Origin of the sequence: Promicromonospora aerolata (assembly GCF_042682255.1) — a bacterium.
Lineage (GTDB): Bacteria > Actinomycetota > Actinomycetes > Actinomycetales > Cellulomonadaceae > Promicromonospora > Promicromonospora aerolata.
Genome location: NZ_JBHUHF010000001.1, coordinates 5,212,740 through 5,233,193, shown reverse-complemented (window position 1 = coordinate 5,233,193; position 20,454 = coordinate 5,212,740). Strand labels below are relative to the sequence as shown.

The following is a 20,454-nucleotide window of genomic DNA, read 5'->3' as shown; positions in this document are numbered from 1 at the left end:
CCACCTCCACAGCGATGGTCGAGCACGCTCGAACCTCGCTCAGCGGTATCCGCCGGAGTTCGTTCCGTTCACTCCGGGCCTTCCCCCACCGTCTGCTGGATCTTGTGGAGCAGGTACGCCGCCTCAGCGATCGCCGCGATGATCTCCGGGCTCCCGATCGCCTCGCCGGTCATCTTCTCCATCAGGCCGGGCACGTCGAGCACGGCATCAATGACCTTGTTCGGCACGGTCGGGCTCTTGCGGAACTGATCGATCTCGTTGGCCTCGATCTCGGCCACGACCTGCAGGTCTTGAGACACCTCAGTAGCTGCCGAGCGCACGAAACCCTCTACCGTCCCGGGCTCGAAGTCCCCGGCGAACAGCGAGTTGATGCGCTGGATGATCTCGCTCAGAGCGACAAGTCTCGGGTCCCGTGATGCCGCCCCAGAGCCGGCCCCAGCAGCGGGAGTGAGCACGGCCTGTCCGCTGAGGGCGAGGTCGAGCTGCCCGCGGTCGACCTGCTTGACCCGCTTGAGCATGACGTCGGACAGGTCCACCTCGGCTGTGAGCCGGTCGACGGCGATGACCCGCACGAGCTGGCGGAGGAACACCGACAGCTTCTCCAGCGACGTGTTGCCGTAGTCGACGACCTGGGACATGAAGTCGTAGAGCCTGACAAACGTGCCGGCGTCCTTGCGGAACAGCTCCAGCCGCTCGAGTTCTGTTTTGTCCTGGCGGGTCTTGGCCGAGGCGTAAAGGGTGGCGAATGTGTCCTTGGAGCCCTTGATCGCCGCGGCCAGCGCCCCGTGCCCGGACTGGGTGAACCACGCGTGCGCGAATGCTTCGACGTCGTCGGCGGTGTAGATGTCAGCCTCGGCGAGCTTGGCCGCGATCTCATGCACGATGTTCGGGTCGGTAGTGGTCTCGATCCGCGCCTCGGTGAAGTACGGCTCGAACGACGCCTGGATCTCAAGCGGGTCGTTGACAAAATCTAGGACGAACGTCTTCTCCTTCACCTCGCCCGCCGGCGCACGGTACGTGCGGTTCAGCCGAGACAGGGTCTGGACGGCATTGATGCCGTCCAGCCGCTTGTCGACGTACATCGCGCACAGCAGCGGCTGGTCGAACCCGGTCTGGAACTTGTCGGCCACGATCATGACGCGGTACTGCGGCGCTTTGAACTCCTCGGCCAGGTCCAAGGACGCCAGGTCGGGGTTCATGCTCGCCTCGGTGGCGCTCTCCAGGTGGTACTCCTCGTCGTCCAGGGATCCGGAGAACGCGACCATCGCCCGCATGTCGCCATACTTCTTATCTCGCAGATACTTGTCGATCTCGACCTTGTATCGCACAGCAGCCTTACGCGACGACGTGACGACCATGGCCTTGGCATGTCCGTCGAGCAAGTGGGCAACGTTGGCGCGGAAGTGCTCGACGACGATGCGGACCTTCTGCCCGATGTTCGACGGGTGGAGCTTGACGTACTCCATGATCGCCCGCGACGCGGCCTTCTCGTCGACCAGCTCCCCGTCCGTGTCGGTGTACCCGGCGGTCGCGTCCACACCGTGCTCGATGGCAGCTCGTTCGATCTCGTACGCCGTGGAGTAGGTCTGGTAGCCGCGCAGCACGTCGAGGATGAACCCTTCCTCGATCGCCTGCTTCATGGAGTACAGGTGGAACGCCTTCGGTGGCCCGTCAGGATCGTCGGGGTGGGGCTGACCGAACAGTTCGAGCGTCTTGGCCTTCGGGGTCGCGGTGAACGCGAAGTAGGACAGGTTCGCCGGGGTGGCACGTCGAGTCATCTGCTCGCCAATCAGGCGCTCCAGGTGCTGCTCGACGGCGGAGTTGACTACGTCTTCGTCGTCGAGCGCCTGGCCGTCGGTAACCTCGTTCCCGCCCGTCGACAGCACCTTCCGCACCTCCGACGCCGTCGCGCCCGTCTGGGACGTGTGGGCCTCGTCGACGATGATCGCGAAGTTGTGGTCGCGCAGGGCAGCGTTCTCGGCCAACTCCTTCATCACGAACGGGAACGTCTGGATCGTCACGACGACGATCAGCCGCTTGTCCGTCAATGCGTTGGCCAGCGCCTTGGACTTCGACCCAGCCCTGCGGACCTCGGTGTCGTCGATCGTGACGACAAGATCCTTGCGGTCATCGATCTGCCGCACCGCCGCCTGCAGCTGGTCGTCCAGCACGTTGCGGTCGGTGATGACCAAAACCGTGTCGAAGACCTTCTCGTTCGCATCGTCGTGCAGGCGCGCCAGACGGTGCGCGGTCCACGCGATCGAGTTCGTCTTCCCCGAGCCGGCCGAGTGCTGCACCAGGTACCGGCCGCCCGGGCCTTCGGTCCGGGCGGCGTCCAGGAGCTTGGTCACGACCTCCCATTGATGGAACCGCGGGAATAGGATGGTCGAGGACTTCGACTTCTTTCCGCTGATCGGGTCGGTTGACTCCCGGTGCCGTACGAACATCAGGGCGCCCAAGACGTTCAACCACGCATCACGTTGCAGCACACGCTCCCACAGGTACGACGACGCAGGCCCCCGCGGGTTCGGCGGGTTTCCAGCGCCACCGTCGAGTGTGCCGCGGTTGAACGGCAAGAAGTACGTCTTCGCTCCAGCCAGCTTCGTGGTCATCCACACCTCGTCGTCATCGACGGCGAAGTGCACGAGCGCGCGGTTCCCGTGGCCCAGCAGGGGCTGCCCCTTGGGGTCGCGGTCGTACTTGTACTGGTCAATCGCGGATGACACGTGCTGCTTGAAAAAGGTCTTCAGCTCGGCTGTCGCCACGGGGATGCCGTTGACAAAGAACACCAGATCGATGGCGCGGCTGTCGCCCTTGACCGGGGAGAAGTACACCTGCCGCATGACCCGAAGCCGCACCGCTGCATAGTCCGCAGTCGTCCTCGGGTTCTTCGACGTCGCTGGCTTGAACTGGCACATGTTGAACTGCGCACTCAAGTGCGCGAACGGACGCCGCAGCACGTTCAAAGTCCCGCCACCGTGGGACATCGGGGCATCCAGGCGTTTGGCCAGCGCCGCGAGGAACTGCTGCCGCTGCTTGGCCTCCGAGGTCGAACCGACGGTGACGACCTTCGCCAGCTCGTCCGGCTGCGTCTCCTCCAACCAGGCGAACACGTCGTCCCGGAAGAGGGCTAGGGTCGCGTCGTAACCAGTCTCGTCCGGCGCGTACAGCCAACCGTGGGCGGCCAGGTACTCGGCAATCTCGATCTCAAGAGCGAGTTCCGCGGACGCGTCCGACATCACGCAGCCTTCCCCGTCAAGACGTCGATTTGTCCCGTCACCGCAGCCGTGATCAGGGCGGCTCGACGCTCCTTCGACAACGCGATGTTGTACTCAGCCTCAGCAATCAACGCGTCGATACGATTGGTCGCCGACTCGATGGCGGCGACGATTCCACGTTGCTCCTCAAGCGAGACGAACGGCAGCGTCAGCCCGCGGATGTCATCCAGCGCGAGCTGCATCTTCGCTCCGCCAGCGGCGCTCTGGTTCAGCTGGTCTTGCCCCTCGGTTGTCAGCATGAAGAAGCCGACGAACCTCGGGTCGAGTCTTGCCAGGTCCAGTCGGCACAGCGCGACGTGCTGGCTCACGTAAGCATCGACCCAATCGTCGTCCACCACAGCGACGGACCCCAGGTAAGCCGTTATCGAGAACAGCAAGTCTTCCTTCTTCAGGCGTGTACGTGAGCCCTCGGTGATATCCGGGGGTAGTTGAACGAACTGAACTTCACCACGTAAGGCGAGACTTGCCCGAGGTAGGTTCCCAATCCGCAGGAAGCGCTCACCAGTGTCAGCGTAGTAGTCGCCCCACCCGCGGGAACCGCTCGTCAAGAACCGAATCGCCCTGCGCAACTGAACGCGGTTGCCGGCAAATGGTTGGAACGCCGTGTCAACCTCCGCTTGCCTGCGCTCGCGGAGGAGTTCGATCAACCGCTCCTGTTCGGCGATTAGTGTGTCGATCTGAGCGGTCTCAGCGTCAAGGAAGTCCGCAATCCGCCGCTGCTCGTCCAACGGCGGCAGTGGGCACTCGATGGAAGCGATGTGCTGCAGGTTGAGGCCATCGCGAAGGTCTCCACCAGCGAGGTTGCGGACCGAGTGGTAGTTCGACGTCAGCCAGTACTGCAGGAAGCGGTACTCCAGATCCTTGCCGGGGACGATCGCAGCCATGGACTGGTTCGTCGTGGCGCGGACCTCGGTCCGCGCTGCTAGGCCCTTCGTCCTTCCTTGTCCAGCGAGTGCAATCACAACCGACCTTGGAGGCACCCACCGCGCGCTGCTGCTTGCGTATGCCTCGGTAGTGATCAGTGCGGAAGGCGCGGTGATGACCCAGTCATTCACTGAGCCCGAGTTAAGCCAAGGGATCGTACCGTCGGTCCAGAACTCGAGATTCGACTTGTCTGGCGTTCCACCTGCGTAGATCTGGGCGAGCCAGCGAAGCCTTCCCGTTCGCCAGGCATCGGGAAGATGTGGTGCCCAGAGCACGCCAGTCACTGCTCGACCTCGCGCAGGAGCTCCAAGATTCGCGCGACGGACGCCTCTAGGTCGGCGTCGATATCGGCGAGCGGCCTTGGCGGAAGGTACTCGTAGAAATGTCGGATGAACGGAATCTCGTAGCCGATCTTGGTCTTTTCCCAGTCAATCCAGGCATCGGGCACATGGGGCGCAACCTCGGCGTCGAAGTATGCCTGGACAGTCGTCTGCTCGGCGTCGTGAGCCTTGATGTTGCCGCCCCAGCCGAAGGGAACAATCTCGGTGTCGCGCAGCCCGGTGTCGGGTTCGGGTCGGCCCTTGGAGTCGGTACAAATGTCGGCGTTCTCGTCACGCTCGCCGAGCACCTGCCACAAGGCCTTACGCTGGGGCGTCGTCAGGCCAAGGCCGTTGGAGCCGATGTGCTTACCGACGTCGCGCAGAAACTCCTCACGGTCGAGGTAGAGCCGGTCGTGGAACGACGACAGCACGTCGACGAGCCCGTCGACCTTGGTCAGCGGCTTCGATGCCGCCACGCTCTCCAGCCGCTCGGACGTGACCTGGAAGTTCAGCCGTAGCGGGCGCTCGATCGTCACCGACCAGTAGGCAAAGTCGAGGTTGTCGAACACCTTCGACCGCGGCCCGGCAGCAGCCGCGTCCGCGACGGCCCCGGCCTCGTCGTCGGACACCGCACCAAACCCGGCGTAGGTGCGAACGATCTCTTCGCGGGCTTTCGCGGAGATCTCCACCCGCTTTGAGCCGAGCGACTTACGCATCTTCGTGCCGAGCTTCGTGGCGTCGATGAGCTGGACCTTGCCGCGGCGCTCAGGCTGCTTGGTGTTGTCCAGGATCCACAGGTAGGTCGCGATACCGGTGTTGTAGAACATGTCGTTCGGCAGCGCGACGATCGCGTCCACCAGGTCGTTCTCCAGCAGATGCCCGCGGATCTCCGACGGTCCGGAGCCGGCGCCGCCGTTGAACAGCGGAGACCCATTCAGGACGATGCCGCCGCGCCCGCCGTTGCCCTTCGCGTCCACGGGACGCATCTTCGAGGTCACGTGCATCAGGAACAGCATCGACCCGTCGCCCACGGACGGCAGGCCGGGGCCAAAGCGGCCGTTGGTGCCGCGGGTGTGCTCAGCACGGACCGCCTTCTCCGACCCCTTCCAATCCACCCCGTAGGGCGGGTTGGACAGCACAAAGTCGAACGTCTCCCCCGCGAACAGATCCTCCGCCAGCGTGTCTCCCAGGCGAACGTTGGCGATGTCCTGCCCCTTGATGAGCATGTCGGACTTGGCGATCGCGTACGAAGCCGGATTGATCTCCTGTGCGTACAGCGCGAGGTTCGCCTTCGGGTTCAACTCGCGCAGATGGTCCTCCGCCACCGAAAGCATGCCGCCCGTACCTGCCGCCGGGTCATAGACCGCACGGGTGATGCCCGGTGCGGCGAGGGCGTCGGTGTCCTCGGCGAAGACGAGGTCGACGAGCAGGCGGATCGCGTCGCGCGGTGTGTAGAAGTCGCCGGCCTCGGCATTGGACGCCTCGAAGTCCTTGAAGATCAGGTGCTCGAACAGGTCACCCATGCCGGCGTTGTCGACGTTCCCCGTCGACAGGTCGATCTTCGCGAAGGCCTGGGTGACCGGGATCAGGCGGTCGGCGGCATCGAGCTGACGGATTCGCGCCTCGAAGTCGAAGTGCTTGAACACGTCGACCTCGCCCGAGAACCCGTTGACGTAGTCGACCAGGTTCGCCGCCAGGTTGTCCGGATCCTCGAGCGCCATGGCGAGGGTGTACGACGAGGCGTTGTAGAACGGCATCCCAGTCGCCCGACGTACCAGCGCACGGCGCATCGTCGCGTCGTCGGACTTCTCCACCGCCTCGGCCATCGCTTCCCGATGCGGCGCCATCACGCACTCCAGGCGGCGCAAGATCGTGAACGGCAGCACCACCGACCCGTACTGGTGCGGCTTAAGCGGGCCACGCAGGAGGTCCGCGATCGACCAGACGAAATTGCTCAGCTGACTCAAGAAAACTCCTGCTCCACACGCCACAGCGCGGCGTTGCTCATATCAATTGAGATGGTCGATGGTCGGGCGACGCCCACCTCGAGACCTGCCACGACTCTAGCGACCTGCGACGATACGGGCAGCAGTACCTTGGTGTCTGGCATGGGTGAGGTTGCTCGTCGTTTCGCGTCAGGACTGCATCACGTCGACGGTGCCCGCAGCAATGGCTTCAACAAGGGCCTCCTGTGCAGTCGCTACTCGAGACCCAAGCTCCTCTGCCACCGACTTCAGGCGACGCAGCTCGCGGATCTGCTCGGCCACGGCCTGCTGGTGCGCGATCGGAAGGATCGGAACCACGAGGTCTTGTACGCGGAACCGCTGCACGGCAGTCCCGGTCGACTTCGCCTCGTTCTGCGGTGTCACGAGCAAGGCTGCCAGGTAGTCCGGGTCGATGACTTCGTCATGGATCCGAAGGACGACGTGGTCCGATCGCACGACGACATGGCGTCCTTCCTCATCCACCCGAGCAGCAAGGGTTCCGAGCCCGAGTACGACGACGTCACCGATTTTGGTGATGGTCGGGTAGCCGTCGAGCAGCTTCGGGTCAGTCTTCTTCTCCGTCGAACCGCCGCGGATCCATTGCGCGTTGACGACATCGAGCCCCCGCCCTCGAGCTGCTTCGGGTATTTCCTTTCCCCTGACCATCGCACGGATGATCGTCAGCTGACCCGACTTCATCAGGTCTCCCAGGCTCACGAGGTGGGCATGACCTTCTGACCGGCGCAACGCCGGCCGGATTTCGTCAGGTGAGGCTCGCTGGATCTTGTGAACCGTCGCCGCAACATCGTCGAGCTTCCCGAGAACTGCATGGATCCCAGGCGCTTCCTTGTCCACGGCGATCCAACGGGACGGAGTGAGGACCCATCCGTTCGCTGCGAGTTCGGTGATCGGCACAGCCGCCGAGGGCAGCCGCTCCGTCACAGACGTCTGCTCGCGCCACGTACGCACGACGTGAGCAACAGCCTCGTGGTCAAGGTCCTTGTTTTGCGTTGCATCAACGAGCAACACTCGCTCGGGATCGGCCGATTGTCCCGGCCGCGTCAGGATCCACAGAGCGAGCGGGACGTGGGTCGTCATCGCGAGGCCAGGGGGAAGACCGATGACCGCCTCGACTGTGCCCTGTCGGATCAGCTCCTGCCGGACCTTGCCACTCATCGCGGTGAACAAGGTTCCCAGAGGCGCCAGAACGAAGGCTCGGCCGCCGTCCGCGAGATGTGCGATGGCGATCTGCGGCCACAGCATGTCCGCGCTGGCCGAGGAGACACCGAACCGCAACCGCTCGTCGAGATAGAGGTGGTGCCGGTTCTGTACCCGCATCCCGTACGGCGGGTCCATGACGACGACGGCCGCATTGGCAAGACCGAACTTGTCGTCCTCGATGGTGTCGCCCAACGCGATCGTGGCCCGGGTCTCTCCCCGGATCAAAACACGCTGAATTGCTTGAGCCCAGACCCCCGGGTCGATCTCCTGCCCGGTCAGAGCAGTACGGCCCTTTCCCTGCGCACCAACAGCAAAGAGCATCCTCGCCGAGCCGGCGACCGGGTCGTGAACCGGCCCGGGAATGTCGGCTGCCAACGTCGCGATGAGGTTGGTGAGATCGAGACTTGTCGCCGTCGTGTCGTATCCGCGCTTGACCGAGAGCGTCAACCGATCGTGGAACGCCTCGAACGCCTCGTCCAGCTGTTGCGGCTGCAGGCGCGACAGCTCCTGAAGGAACTGATGAAGAGGTGCCCGTGCACTCGCCGTGCCGGACCGCAACCAACGGCCACCGATCAGGACGTCGAAGATGCCGCGGAAGTCGGGATTCAGAGACTCGTACGCCGCAGCACCCTCCTGGATCGGCTGGAGACCCCCGTGCACGACAGGACCAGGCCACCACACCCGCTCGGGCAGCCGCTCTTCGAACCCTGGCGAGTTTGGATCGGAGACATACCGCCAGACGATCAACGCGCTCGCGACATCAGCGATCTCTTGCGGAGATCCGAGCCCCCGCAGCGCATCGAGCGCCCCCCACAACACCCGGTCGGGGCTCAGTCTCTTGATCTCTTTGCCGTTGGCGGCCAGCCAGGCCCGGATCTCGGCGTCGTCGAAACGAGGGTTAGCAGCGGACCCCGCGACGGGCTTCGGGAAGTCGTCGCGACGGGTTCGCCAGTTGCTAACGGTCGAGCGACCGACGCCGGCCAGGTCGGCGATGTCGGCGGCGGCGATTGTCAGCCGGGTGGTTGGGGTGCTCATCAGGCGATCCTCGGGATACGAGTCTTCGGTGCGGAGACGTAGACGGACGGAAGGTCAAGGTAGATCAGGTCCGGCCCTGCGGCCATGCGCATCTGGCGGGAGAGGCCATCGCTTGGCGCGATGACGATCACGTGCAACCCGGCCGCCTTCAGCGCCGCGACTGCCGGCGCGAAGATATGGTCGCCAGAGCAAACCACGACCTGGTCGAACCGGGAAGCGATCCAGGCGACGTCGCTGAGAGCGTCCAGCAGCTCGTGGTCAGCACCGTCCTTGCCCGACCGAACACGGCGGTCTGCTGACAGCGACCAGCCATACCACACGGCCCTTGCGTTGTGATCACTGGACGCGATCACCGTCTGATCGCCCGGCTCAGGCGTCACCTTCGTGAAGATCCGCTCTCGGCACCAAGTCACCTGGCTGAGGGTCAGGTGCGGCCAGCAACCCATGTTCTCGATGTCGACGACGTAGTAGGTCCGAGTGGAGCCCGGCGCGCCGATCGAGGCCGGGATGGAGCTGTGGTGGTGCCGGGGCATTGATGGTCCTCGTCTCCCGCAGTGCAAACCAACTGGCTGACACGACGAGTCTAGAACCGATCGACCAGGCTTGCAAGAGTGAGTGATCGATTCACAAGCTCCGAGCTAACTGTTCTGTTCACAGTTGAAGGGTGGTCCGGGGTACAGAGGGCCGCCCGATGGCTGGATAGAACCGCGGCCGCAAGGCTCCAAGATCACCCCTTAGCAGACCTGCGGAATCTCGGTGTCCCCACGTACGACGCTGGTAGCCTCCGGTCGATCCCCTCGTGAAGGAGCAAGTAGGTGACCCGCGAGACGCTGACATGGCTCAACACGATGACTCTCATCGGTCACACCGACCGCCGAGGCACGGCCTGGCACTACAAGGCGTCCGAACAGGGCGGGGAACCGAACCACTACCCCGGAGCGATCCCCCTCAAAGACGTGAGAGCAAGGCTCTTCAACTGGGAAGGCGTCCACCGCCGCGTGGCTGTCGAGCTCCCGGCGTCCACCTTCACCGAGGCCACCCACTACGGACTCGACAACAAACCGATGCGCTGGGAGGTCATCGGCAACCGATCCGCGCTAGACCGTTCCGACCGCGATACAGGCGCCGTCTTCGGCGTCGTCGGACCGGACTACAAGATCCACCAGTACTCGGACTGGCTGCTTGAGAACGTTGCCGGCCTCCTGCACGATGGACTCTCCGTCAGCTCAGCCGGACTACTCAAGGGCGGTGCTGTCGCCTGGGTCGAGGTTTCTGTCCCCGAGAACCTCATGACCGACGAGGGCGTCGAGTTCCGACCGAATCTCCTGGCGACCACGACGATGGACGGCTCGTCGGCGACCGTCTACAAGCGCACGATCACTGATGTCGTCTGCGACAACACCCGTGCGGTCGCGCTCAAGGAGAGCGGAGCGGAGTTCAAGGTGCGCCACTCGAAGAACTCGGAGCTAAGGCTGGAACAGGCTCGAGACGCCCTGCAGATCGTGGACACCGCTGCCGACGAGTTCCGACGCCAGGTCGCCGAGCTCTGCGCGATCGCGGTGACGGAGGACGACTGGCAGCTCTTTCTCGATCGGACCGTCCCGTGGGGAACGAAGACCGGGAAGCCGGACAACGACTACATGCGGCTGCTGAAGGAGGAGCGACGGGAGAACCTCACCTACATCTACCGAAACGACCCTCGGTGCGCCCCCTGGCACGGCACAGCCCACGGTGTCGTCCAAGCGGTAAACACCTACGACCATCACGTCCGCCTCCCGCAGAAGAAGGAGGACCAGGAGCCAGACCGCGTGTCGTCCTGGCGTACGGACCGAAACCTGCAGAGAACGGTGGACGGCCTGTTCGACGAACTCGATCGAGAAACGTACTTGGACCTCGAGGCAGTGCTCGAACAAGCAGCCTGACATGGCCTTCCACCTGCCGCCCCGGACACCGGAGCATGCAGGCGACCACGGAGCCGAACTTCATCGCGTTCAAGAGCGCGACTACGACCCCGTCAGAGCGCAAGCAGAGCTATCGTCTTCGACGGCGACGTCCACACTGCCAGAGCGCGCAGGCCCGGAAGGTTGTCGAGGATGTCGCCGCTCGCCTCGCGGCGGAAACAGAAGCGGAGACCATCGATCTCGTCCGGCCTACCTGCGTGATCGAGCTCCAGCGCGTCAGCCTGTCCGACGGCGGCCAGCCCGTCGAGGCCACCCGGATGGTCTCCCCAGCCGCCGGCCGACGACTGCGCTACGAGATCACTCCATGACGGACCGCCGGCCTCGCCACGAACAGATCGCTGCCGAGCTGCGCGACCAGGTCCTCTCCGGCGACCTCGCACCCGGCACGCTGATCCCCTCGACCGCGCACCTCGTCGCCAGGTTCAACGCTGCCAACGCCACGATCCAGCGCGCTCTGCGGAACTTCAAGGACGCGGGCTTCCTCGACTCCCGAGTCGGCAAGGGCGTGTATGTGCGGGTGGTACGCCCGGTCGTCGTCGAGGTCGCCGCCTACCTGCCACCTGGAGACGGATTCGCTACGACCTGCTCGATGTCGACACGGTCACGCCGCCGCGGATGTCGCCCTCGCACTTCGGCTTCCCGACGATGGAACCGCCGTCCGCCGCCGACGCATCTTGCTCCACAACAGCGCACCCGTCGAGGTGTCGACGTCGTACTACCCGGCCGACCCTGTCGCTGGAGCGCCGCTCGCCCATCGCAGCAAAGTTCCCAAGAGTGCGCCTGCCGTGCTCTTACGGCTCGGGATGCCCGAACGTAGATTCATCGACCGAGTCTCGGCGCGCCAGCCCACCGGCGAGGAGATCGTCCTTCTGACCCTACCGGGCGGCCTCCCTGTACTGCGCCAGTTGCGCACTATCCTGGCGGACGACGATCACCCGGTCGAGGTGAGCGTTCTGATCCAAGGCGCGCACCCGTACGAGCTGCAGTACCGACAGGACGTTCCGAAAGGATTGGGTCCGTGACTCAGTACCCAGTGCCACCTGCACTCGCCCCACTCCTCGGGTCCCACGAGGCACAGGAGCAGCTTCCGGTCGCCTTCGACCCCGACCGGTGGGCGCGCGAACTGCAAAGTGTCCTTAGCGAGGACGTCGTCAGGCTTGCTCTCGAAAGCGAGGCCACCACGACGCTGGTCCGGCCCGGCCGACGGTCCGTGGCGCGCCAAACGATTGCTACTCTTGCCGACGCCACTGACCTGACCGACGATGACCAGGTCCTGTCTCTCTGGCTCCTCATGCTCGCCTGGGGGAACGGAGAGCAATCCCGGTGGGGCTTCCAGAACGCCGCAAACGCGCTCGCACAGCCGGACGTCCTGCTGGACAACCTCCGAATGACAGCAGCGATCCTCCGGGGAGCCGAAGATACCGACGAACTGGCCGTGGCTTACCGTGCGTGGCGGCCGGGTTCCTACGTCAGTGAGTCGTTCTTCAGCAAGTGGTTCGCCTTCGCCGGACGGCGCGACGGACGTATCTGGCAGCCGCTCATCCTGGACGAGAACGTCTGGAAGACGCTCAACGACACGCTCGGGCTTACAGTCTCGGACCTGGTCGGCAGCAAGAAACCCGCCGCGAAGTACCAGGCGTACGTGGAAATCGTCCACGAGTGGGCAGAGTCGCCCAACCATGCACAGTGGATTGAATGGGTCCTGTTCTCCCAGAACGGCAAGCCAGTCGGGGGGCCTATAGGCTGATCTGCTCCGCTGAGCGGAATCCTGTACGCAACGGACCGCTTCATCCGAACCGCTACATTCAAACACCGTGCCCGCAGACTACGCTCGCCCCTCATGAGTTCCGAATCTGCTGTTGGCAGTTTACGGTTCTGGCGTGCGCTCGCTTTGGTGGGCATACTCTTCTTCGTCGTGATGTTCGCGAACGGCTGGTTCGCTCCTTGGAAGAGTCCAGTTCTCTTTGATTGCCCGCCAGTGGATGATGGATCCTACGCGCGACTCGATCCGACCGTCTATCACGACGGCTGCGTATATCTCGACCCCCAGACGAACCGCCGCTAGGAGCACCAGCACATGCCTTGGATCAAGCGTAAGCACTCGCACGTTGTGAGAGTTGCATACCCCAAACAATTGCACGGAGCCGATCCATTGGAATGGGCACGTCAAAATCCGGATGCAGGGTATGCGTTCCTGTGGCCCAGCAATAATCGACCATCGCTGGGAACCTGGGCATACACCAGCACAGGCGCACGCGTCGTCATCGTCGGGTACTACGCCAACCATGCGCGTGATCTGGACGTACTCGTCACCGATCAGTCGTAGCGAACGCGCTCACGGTCGCCGATGCCAGACCAAACCTCGCATCTGAGATGCCCTGATGTTCCGACCCAGCTGCTCCCGCAGGTGATGGGTGCGTACGCATTGTTCCGACGACGAGTGCATGTACGTCGGACTCACAGGGACCAACCTGCGCAGCCGGTTCTCAGCGACGCACCTGGCCACCACGACGAACCTGAGCCGTAGCACGCTGCGAGCGAGTGTCGCCGCATACCAACTCGGGGTGACACGGGCGACGGCCCGCAGCGGCTCGCCGATCCTGACCGCCGACCAAGTGGGCGTCGTCAACGGGTGGCGACGCGCTGCGACGTCGCGTGGTTGACCTCCTCCCTCAGGCTCGCAGTTGTCGCCCTGGAGAAGACCAGTGATGCAGCCGTTCCCGGCCGGACAGGCCTACCAGGCCCAGCCCGTCGCGCACTCGCGTTCCCGCTCGGCGTGGTCGCGCCTGGCCCGTTCGTCGGCCTCACGGCGCACGCGTCCGGCATCGGCCCGCGCATCAGCCAGGAGCACCGGCACGCGTTCCATCGGTTGCGGCACGAACCGGGCGACCGGTCGGAACTCGATGTCGCCGGTTGCGGTGATGGCTTCCAACGCTCGGGTGGCGAGCGCGTAGGCGTTGCCGCGCTCTCCTCCCCGTACTTCGGGGCCCAGCGGGTGGATGAGGTCGGTGACTTGATACCGGTCGCGGTAGGCCAACACATGCCTCATTGCCGCTTTCCATGTGTCGCGCGCGGGGCCGGGTGGGGGTGGTGGAGTGATGTTCTCCATCCATAGGTCTGGGTCGGTCAGAGCTTGCTGGACAAGGATGTCTAGGCGGGTGGCGATCAGGTCGGCGTGCCGTACCAGCCATGCGTGCACGTGCTGGTCGGTCACTACCGGCGGCCGCTCGGTCCCGGTCGTGTCGTTCGTCTCGGCGGTGAGGTCAATCTCGGGGCCGGCGTCTGCCTGTGCCGCGGCCAGGATGCGTTCGGCGAGGTGGTCGGTCATGACCGACCGCACCATGGCGACGTCGAGCTGGACATGGGTGGTCGCGCGCGGGGTGTTGCCGACGGTCTGTGCGACGTTGTCAACCAACGCCGGCCACTGCGTGAGCTCCACGCGCTTGTAGAGGTGGTCGACCAGGGCGCACAAGAGGGAGATCTGCTGGTCGCGGTGATCGATGGTCCGGATGTGCTGGAGGTTGGGTTCCATCGCGAACCACTCCAAGGGCACCGGCTCGGCTAGTGCGGCGGCAAGCGTGTTGGGGTCCTCGACGGCGACCTGGGCGGGGTCGGCCGGCAGGTCGAGGGCTTGCGCATGGGCGGCCTCGCGTGGTGTGAGTGCCTCCCAGACGCGGGCGGCGGCAGTACGGCCGGCGGTGTCGGGGTCGAGGGCGACGATCAGGTCGGTCAGATCCCGGCCGGTCGCGTCCCGCAGCGCTTGGAGGTGCTGCTGGGTGACACCGGTGCCGCCAGCCGCGATGGGCACGATCTCGACTCCTGTCTGCTGGGCCAGGCGGGCGGTGGCGAGGTGGAGGGCGGCGTGGTCGGTGGGTCCCTCGACCAGGACGGGACGTGCCCCAGCCGCCAGACGGGCGACCGCGTCGGCGTCCATGCCGTAAAGGAGCTCACCCTTGCGGTAGGCGGCGGTCTCGGGGCTGTTGAGGTACTTCGGTGCCCGCCCGTCGCCCGCGGTGGCTTCTGCGGGGTTGATGCGCCCGGTGACGCCGACGACGGTGCCGGTCTGGTCGCGGTAGGGGAACACGATCCGGTTGCGGAACTTGTCGATCACCCGCCCGTTGCGGGTTCTGGTGGCGACCCCAGCGGTAATGAGCTGGTCGGGCGTGTACCCAAGGGACTGCAGATGGTCGGTCAGCCCCGTCCACGACGCGGGGGCAACGCCCCAGTCCGCGTCGGTCAGGCCCCGGCTGGCCATGTACCGGGTGGCCCACGACTGAGTTGCGTTCTGCCGGGTCCACCACACCCAGGCATGCTCGGTGATCTCCACCACCAGGGCGCGCTCCCCCGGATCGGCCGGTGCCTCCGATCCCGCCGCGCCGACGGACGTGGCGGCACCTGTCCGCTCCTCGTCCGTCGCCACCGAGTTCCCCACGCCCGCCTCCCGTTGAGTCGTGGTGGGCGCGGTCGCGTCGTGGCCCCACAGGAGGTCCTCGGTGGTGTCGGGTGCAGTAGTGATCCAGGCCGGTAGCCCTCGCACGGTGTCGTGGGGGCGGGGTACGCCGATGCGGTGGTGCAGGACCTTCGCGATCGACCGAGCACCCCCGAATCCCTGCCCTGTTGCGCGCCGGACGACGGCGGCTGCGTCGGTGCCGGCAGCTTCGTGCTGGGACAAGCGCTTGGCCAGCGCCGGCCACGCCTCGTCCGCCAGCACCAGATCCGCCATCCGCTCTGGCAGCACGGAGCGAAGGGCCCGGGCGAGACGGCCGGTGCGGTCGGGCTCGAGGAAGGCGAGGTAGGCGTCCTCGTACTCCGGAACCAGGCGGGCCAGGGAGTGCGCGTAGTCCCACTCCTCCTCGATGACACGGGAGGCGGACTTCTCCTCGCCGTCGCGGTCCAGAACGCCCTTGAGCGCGTTCAGGACCGCGCGCTCCAGGTCCGGCTGCCGGTGCGGGTCCAGGTCGAGGACGTCGTCGGTCTCGACGTAGACCCGGTTCGAGTTCCGTCCGCGGGTGATGGCGGTGTAGAGCTCGTTGCGGGTCATGCCGACCCCGACCATCGCGTGGCTGGTGTCCACGGTCATGCCCTGCACCCGGTGGATCGTCGTGGCGTATCCGAGCTCGACATGCGCGGCGACGTAGTCGGCCGGGAGCACCACGGTCGCACCGGTGTCCAGGTGTCGGGCCTGCAGGGCACCGTCGCGACCTCGGGCGACGACGCGCCACAGGTCGCCGTTCTTCACCCAGTCCCGACCCCAGTCGACGTCACGGTCGTCATGCTTGGCGTGCAGATGGCGGTTGTTCAGCCGGGTAACGATGACGTCGCCGATGCCCGCGCGGTTGTCATCGCGCAGAGTCACGCCGTCTTCCTCGACCTCGCCGCGGGCGACGCGGTGCAGGCGAGCGCGAGCAGATAGGTCGGTCACCAGATCGTTCGTCGCGGCGATCATGATCGTCTTGCGGCCGTGGTCGGAGTCGGTCTGCCAGTTCGCGAACATCTCCTCCGCCATCTGCGCCGCCGACCCGCCCAGGGTGCGGTGCCGCGTGACGTAGAAGTCCAGACCCCGATGGTCACCGTCGCGGAGCTGGAGGGAGGCCTCGGCCTCCCCGGTGGTCTGGAACCGGTGGATCTGCGTCAGCTCGGCCGCGCCCGCCTGCTCCGCGATCAGGCGGAGCGCCCCGCCGGCCGCGACGGCGCCGAGCTGGGCAGGGTCACCGAGCAGCCGGACGCTGCCCCTGGCTTGTCGGGTGATGGCCAGGACCTGCGCGAGGGCGAGGGTGCCGGCCAAGCTGGCCTCGTCGACCAGCACAACGGTGCCTTCGTCGACCGTGAGGCGTTGCCGAAGGCGTTCCCCACCAGCGCCCTGGTTCGCCAGGAGGAACATGTCCAGGGTCTCCGCGGTGATTCCCGGGTCGCCGAGGTCGGCGCCGAGGACTTCCGCGGCGGCGGCCGACGGCGCAAGCGCGATGAGCTTGCCGCCCGCGTCCTGGACGGCGGCGGCCAGGGCCCGCATCGCGGTGGTCTTCCCAGTCCCAGCCGGGCCGATCCCCGCGGCCAGGACGGTGCTGGCCGCGAAGTGCGCGACCAGCTCCCGCTGCCCTGGATTCAGGACCCGACCAGTCTCGGCCTTCACCCGCTCGATGCCACGGTCCACCTCGGACGACGACTCGATGATCAACCCACCGGCGGTGCGGGCAGCGGCCAGGAGCTGGTCCTCGGCTTCCAGCACCGCCAGGGACGTGTACCGGGTGGAGCCGTGCACGAAGTACACCGACTCGCCGTCCTTGCGGTGCATCACGTCCGGGGGTTCGTTCAGGTCCGGTGGCGTGATCTGGAGGCTGTCGGCGACGGCGTGCCCGGTGATCGTCGCGGCCAAGGCCAGCAGGTCGGTCCCTGTGTGGGCGTGTTCCCTGGCGAGGCGGGTGGCTTCGGCCTGCAGGTGGTAGGTCGTCCACGTCGCCCGCTTGCCCGCCACGTTGGTCAGGCACGCGTCGACCAGGTCGCCGTCTGCCAGCACCTCCTCCGCCAGTCCCGCGAGCACAGCTTGGCGGCTGGTGGGTGTGCGCCACCGCAACTGCCGGAAGACCTGCGCGTGCGGCCACGCTGTGGCGAGGCGCTCGACGGCGTCGGTGACGCCCTGGAACGTCCACCGGGTGATCCCTCTCCCGGCAAGGTCTTGGGCGACAGCAGGCCACAGGTCTTTCGCCTCGTCGACCACAACCCGCCCGGTCCCGGACTGCGGGTGCAGCGCGGTGGCGAGCATCCGGGCCACCGCCGCCCGGCTGCCTAGGACGCTGGCGGCGACACCGGCCCACTGCGGCAGCCGGTCACGTAGCCCGAAGGGAGCGCCCTTGGCCTGGCGGGTATCGAGGTTGGCCTGCTGCGCCAACCCGTACGCCACCTTCGTACCCGGCTCGTGCCCGTACTTCGCCCGATACTGCGCACGCAGCGTCTCGTACGACTCCTTGATCGCCGCCCGCCGCCTCGAGAACGCGTCACGCAGCACCTTCGGGATCCCGACGATCTCTCGCACACCCTGCTTGCCCCTCCCTCGGGTCTCGGTGTGGAACGCGACCCCGAGACGCTCGACCAGGAGCTGCTCGATCCGGGTGTTGTACCGCTCCGAGGCCGCGACCTTGAGGCCGAGAAGGACGCGTCCGTCCAGGGCCCGCCACTCGCCGTCCACGCCACGGACCTTCGTGGAGACCGCAACATGAGTGTGCAGATTCGGGTCCCCGGTACGGGAGTCCAGGTGATCGAACGCCACCGCCGTCAGGCCATGGGTATCGATCTGCCGCACACCACCCGCGCCGGCCCGGGTGAGCGCGCCCTCGGCCTCGATCCACGCCAGCGTGTCCCGCCACGCCTGGATATGCGCCTGGGTGATCGCCGCCCGCGTGGCCGGATCGCCCAGGCCCCACAGGACCGAGATGCTCTTGGACGGCGTGAAGACCAGGTCGTACCCCGCTACCGCGCGGCGCGGCTGCTGCCCGCGCTTGGCCAGCCACTGCGTGACGTCGGCGTCCGTGACCGTGCCGGCGCCCTTGTCGTTCCTCTCCTGCTGTGCCACGGTGCGCGCGACGGTCCACCGGATCAGGTCCCGCTCGATCCCCGCCTCCGGTGGACGATCATGCTCCGCCGCGAATGCTGCGAACGCGGTGTCAAGGGCCTGCTTGTACCCGTCGTCGGGGCGGGCTTTGAACTCGGGGAACGCTCGCCCCAGCGCGCCTTCTCGCTCCGCGTCGCGTTTCGACATACCGCGGGCCAGGGCCTCGACCTCCAGACGGTCCGCGTCCGGGTGGCGGCCCTTGCCGTACAGGGACAGCATCTGCTTCTCGGCCACCTGCCCGGACACCCCGAGCTGCTCCAACCCCGAACCGACCCACTGGCCAGGCGGGTTGCCGTGCTGCATGTAGTAGTCCGTCAACGACATGCCCCGCTCACGCGGGACGTCCCCCGAGGCGACCTGCTGGGTGAGATATGTGTACCCGCCACCGGCGCTGAGCACGTGGACCGTCATCACGTCCCCCACCCCTCCCGGCAGGGCTGGAGCGGGTCAACTCAGAGTTGACTCGGGACCGCTCACAGCGTTGTGCATTAGGTGTGTGGCCTTCGTCGGGCGGTCCGCGGGACCCGCTGTCCGCTGGTCTCGCCTGCCCGCCATATCCGCGCAGCCGCTGCGCCGTGTCAGCCGTGTGCCGTGCGCCGTCGCGCCGCCTGTGCGTCGCCGTCGCTGCTCGCCGCTTGTGTCGCTGCTGCCTGGTCGCGCGAAGGTCGCGGGTGTGGCCCCGGGTCTTTTGCATGCCAAGAGCCCGCACAGGTACCGAACGGGCCGTGGACTGGATACCGGCGAAATCTGTGGCTGCCCCCTGTGTGCACGTCGAGGTGACCACTCCCCGTGGCGGTTTCAGTATTCGTTCGACGCTGGGCAGTTTCGTTCGACTCTTGTGTCCAGCGAGGATGGGAACGCCGTCGTTCAAGTTGGATGACGATGAACGAGGAGCCAGCGAGTGACCATCAACCACGACCAGAATCCCCTCCCGGCCGCGGCGCCGATCGTGTCAAACGTTCCCGGCTCCTTCGCCTGGGGTGTGCTGACGCGAAGGCACCCGGACCTGATCGCGACCGTTCGCCGGCTCGTGCCCTACCCACCAGCGATCCAGGAGTCGCTCGACCAGCTGCTGATGACGATCGACGGCACCATTCCGCCGCTTCCAGCCGGCTCGCACGACCTCGCGACGTGGCAGGAATGGGCGGCCCCGTACCTGGGCCGCTCATGGGTCGACGTTCCGTTCCTGTGGGCCGAGTCCTACTTCTACTGTCTCCTGCTGGAGGCCACCGGCTACTTTGGCTCGGGACCGTGGGCCGGGATCGACCCGTTCGCACCGCAGAAGAACGCGGAGCTCAACACCCCCGATCTTGCCCGCGATCTGAGAGACCTTGACCGTCTCGTTGCGGCCCCGGACCAGGCCAGCCTGTCCGCGGCTCTGGCTGCCTCCCTGTGGGGCAATCGCGCCGACCTCGGCTTCCGGATCTCCGACCCGGGCGCACAGGGCAAGGACCAGGTCGATGATCTCGTCGCCGACGACTCGGCGGAGCTGTGGCGCCTTCTGGACGCAGGCGCTCCGGGCAGGGTGCACCTGATCGCGGACAACGCCGGCCGGGAGCTGGCCGCCGACCTCGTCCTGATCGACCGCCTATTGGTGACCGAACGCGCCGCGATCGTGGCACTGCACCTCAAGCCTCACCCCTACTACGTCTCCGATGCCACGACCGCCGACCTGCTACAGGTGCTACGGCGCCTGGAAGAGGCCCGCGACACCGCCAGCGGAATCGCCGCCCGTCTCACGGCCGCAATCGGCGATGGCCGACTCCAGGTGCACGCCCATTCGTTCTGGTGCAGTCCGCTGACCTTCCAAAAGTTGCCGACCGACCTCGCCACCGAACTGGCCGAGGCGACCGTCGTGATCATCAAGGGCGACCTGAACTACCGCCGCCTCGTCGGCGACGCCCACTGGGATCCCACCACCTCGTTCCAGGACCTCACGTCCTACTTCCCCGCCCCGCTGGCCGCGCTACGGACCCTCAAGTCCGACGTCGCCGTCGGCGTGGGCCCGGATCGGCTGGCGCACCTGGAGTCCAACGCGCCTGGATGGCGCACCGACGGCACCCACGCGGTCATCCACGTGCGCTCCTGAGCTCGCTGTCCCGCCCTTCCGCGGTGGTCTGATTC

General features: G+C 66.2%; 11 protein-coding genes and 2 pseudogenes. 6 read left to right on the top strand and 7 right to left on the bottom strand.

Annotated elements, in window-relative coordinates; all coding sequences use genetic code 11:
- Positions 1–68: 68 nt before the first annotated feature.
- The 6 genes and pseudogenes from ACFSL2_RS23205 to ACFSL2_RS23180 all read right to left on the bottom strand — a co-directional run bounded on the left by ACFSL2_RS23205 (position 69) and on the right by ACFSL2_RS23180 (position 9,296).
- Positions 69–3,239 (bottom strand): type I restriction endonuclease subunit R, encoded by a 3,171-nt coding sequence (locus tag ACFSL2_RS23205; protein WP_377200104.1) that lies wholly within the window; start codon positions 3,237–3,239, stop codon positions 69–71.
- A complete protein-coding gene (locus ACFSL2_RS23200) occupies positions 3,239–4,162 on the bottom strand; it encodes a restriction endonuclease subunit S (protein WP_377200880.1) in 924 nt (307 codons plus the stop codon). The genes ACFSL2_RS23205 and ACFSL2_RS23200 overlap by 1 nt, the downstream gene beginning before the upstream one ends.
- Before the next feature lie 108 nt (positions 4,163–4,270).
- A pseudogene (locus ACFSL2_RS23195) lies at positions 4,271–4,477 on the bottom strand (hypothetical protein); the annotation flags it as partial.
- A 5-nt stretch (positions 4,478–4,482) separates the two neighbouring features.
- Positions 4,483–6,489: a type I restriction-modification system subunit M gene (locus tag ACFSL2_RS23190; protein ID WP_377200103.1), complete on the bottom strand. Its 2,007-nt coding sequence runs from the start codon at positions 6,487–6,489 to the stop codon at positions 4,483–4,485.
- A 168-nt stretch (positions 6,490–6,657) separates the two neighbouring features.
- Positions 6,658–8,763 carry an N-6 DNA methylase gene (locus ACFSL2_RS23185; RefSeq protein ID WP_377200102.1) on the bottom strand — a complete coding sequence of 702 codons (2,106 nt, stop codon included), beginning with the start codon at positions 8,761–8,763 and terminating at the stop codon, positions 6,658–6,660.
- Positions 8,763–9,296, bottom strand: a complete 534-nt coding sequence (locus ACFSL2_RS23180) for an NYN domain-containing protein (RefSeq protein ID WP_377200101.1) — start codon at positions 9,294–9,296, stop codon at positions 8,763–8,765. Before ACFSL2_RS23180 ends, ACFSL2_RS23185 begins: the two co-directional genes overlap by 1 nt.
- A gap of 282 nt (positions 9,297–9,578) precedes the next feature.
- Between ACFSL2_RS23180 and ACFSL2_RS23175 the strand changes: the two genes are divergently transcribed.
- From ACFSL2_RS23175 to ACFSL2_RS23155, 5 genes and pseudogenes are all read left to right on the top strand, one after another.
- Complete coding sequence (locus ACFSL2_RS23175) at positions 9,579–10,685, top strand: DUF932 domain-containing protein (RefSeq protein WP_377200100.1); 1,107 nt, start codon at positions 9,579–9,581, stop codon at positions 10,683–10,685.
- Between the two features lie 35 nt (positions 10,686–10,720).
- Entirely contained in the window at positions 10,721–11,032 is a 312-nt protein-coding gene (locus tag ACFSL2_RS23170) for a GntR family transcriptional regulator (protein WP_377200099.1), read from the top strand.
- A pseudogene (locus ACFSL2_RS23165) lies at positions 11,029–11,226 on the top strand (GntR family transcriptional regulator); the annotation flags it as partial. The gene ACFSL2_RS23170 and the pseudogene ACFSL2_RS23165, both read left to right, overlap by 4 nt.
- A gap of 7 nt (positions 11,227–11,233) precedes the next feature.
- A complete protein-coding gene (locus tag ACFSL2_RS23160) occupies positions 11,234–11,746 on the top strand; it encodes a UTRA domain-containing protein (RefSeq protein ID WP_377200879.1) in 513 nt (170 codons plus the stop codon).
- Positions 11,743–12,471 (top strand): 8-oxoguanine DNA glycosylase OGG fold protein, encoded by a 729-nt coding sequence (locus tag ACFSL2_RS23155; RefSeq protein WP_377200098.1) that lies wholly within the window; start codon positions 11,743–11,745, stop codon positions 12,469–12,471. Before ACFSL2_RS23160 ends, ACFSL2_RS23155 begins: the two co-directional genes overlap by 4 nt.
- 987 nt (positions 12,472–13,458) lie before the next feature.
- Here ACFSL2_RS23155 and mobF read toward each other — a convergent pair.
- Entirely contained in the window at positions 13,459–18,741 is a 5,283-nt protein-coding gene (mobF, locus tag ACFSL2_RS23150; RefSeq protein WP_377200878.1) for a MobF family relaxase, read from the bottom strand.
- A gap of 490 nt (positions 18,742–19,231) precedes the next feature.
- On the opposite strand from mobF, the gene ACFSL2_RS23145 reads away from it, so the two are divergent.
- Positions 19,232–20,419, top strand: coding sequence for a damage-control phosphatase ARMT1 family protein (locus ACFSL2_RS23145; RefSeq protein WP_377200097.1), 1,188 nt, complete (start codon positions 19,232–19,234; stop codon positions 20,417–20,419).
- Positions 20,420–20,454: the final 35 nt, after the last annotated feature.

Excerpts from the sequence above, each read along its gene's own strand:
- ACFSL2_RS23180 (WP_377200101.1), bottom strand. The coding sequence starts at position 9,296 with ATGCCCCGGCACCACCACAGCTCCATCCCGGCCTCGATCGGCGCGCCG.
- mobF (WP_377200878.1), bottom strand. The coding sequence starts at position 18,741 with ATGACGGTCCACGTGCTCAGCGCCGGTGGCGGGTACACATATCTCACC.
- ACFSL2_RS23200 (WP_377200880.1), bottom strand. The coding sequence starts at position 4,162 with ATGGCTGCGATCGTCCCCGGCAAGGATCTGGAGTACCGCTTCCTGCAG.
- ACFSL2_RS23205 (WP_377200104.1), bottom strand. The coding sequence starts at position 3,239 with ATGTCGGACGCGTCCGCGGAACTCGCTCTTGAGATCGAGATTGCCGAG.
- ACFSL2_RS23170 (WP_377200099.1), top strand. The coding sequence starts at position 10,721 with ATGCAGGCGACCACGGAGCCGAACTTCATCGCGTTCAAGAGCGCGACT.
- ACFSL2_RS23160 (WP_377200879.1), top strand. The coding sequence starts at position 11,234 with ATGTGCGGGTGGTACGCCCGGTCGTCGTCGAGGTCGCCGCCTACCTGC.
- ACFSL2_RS23185 (WP_377200102.1), bottom strand. The coding sequence starts at position 8,763 with ATGAGCACCCCAACCACCCGGCTGACAATCGCCGCCGCCGACATCGCC.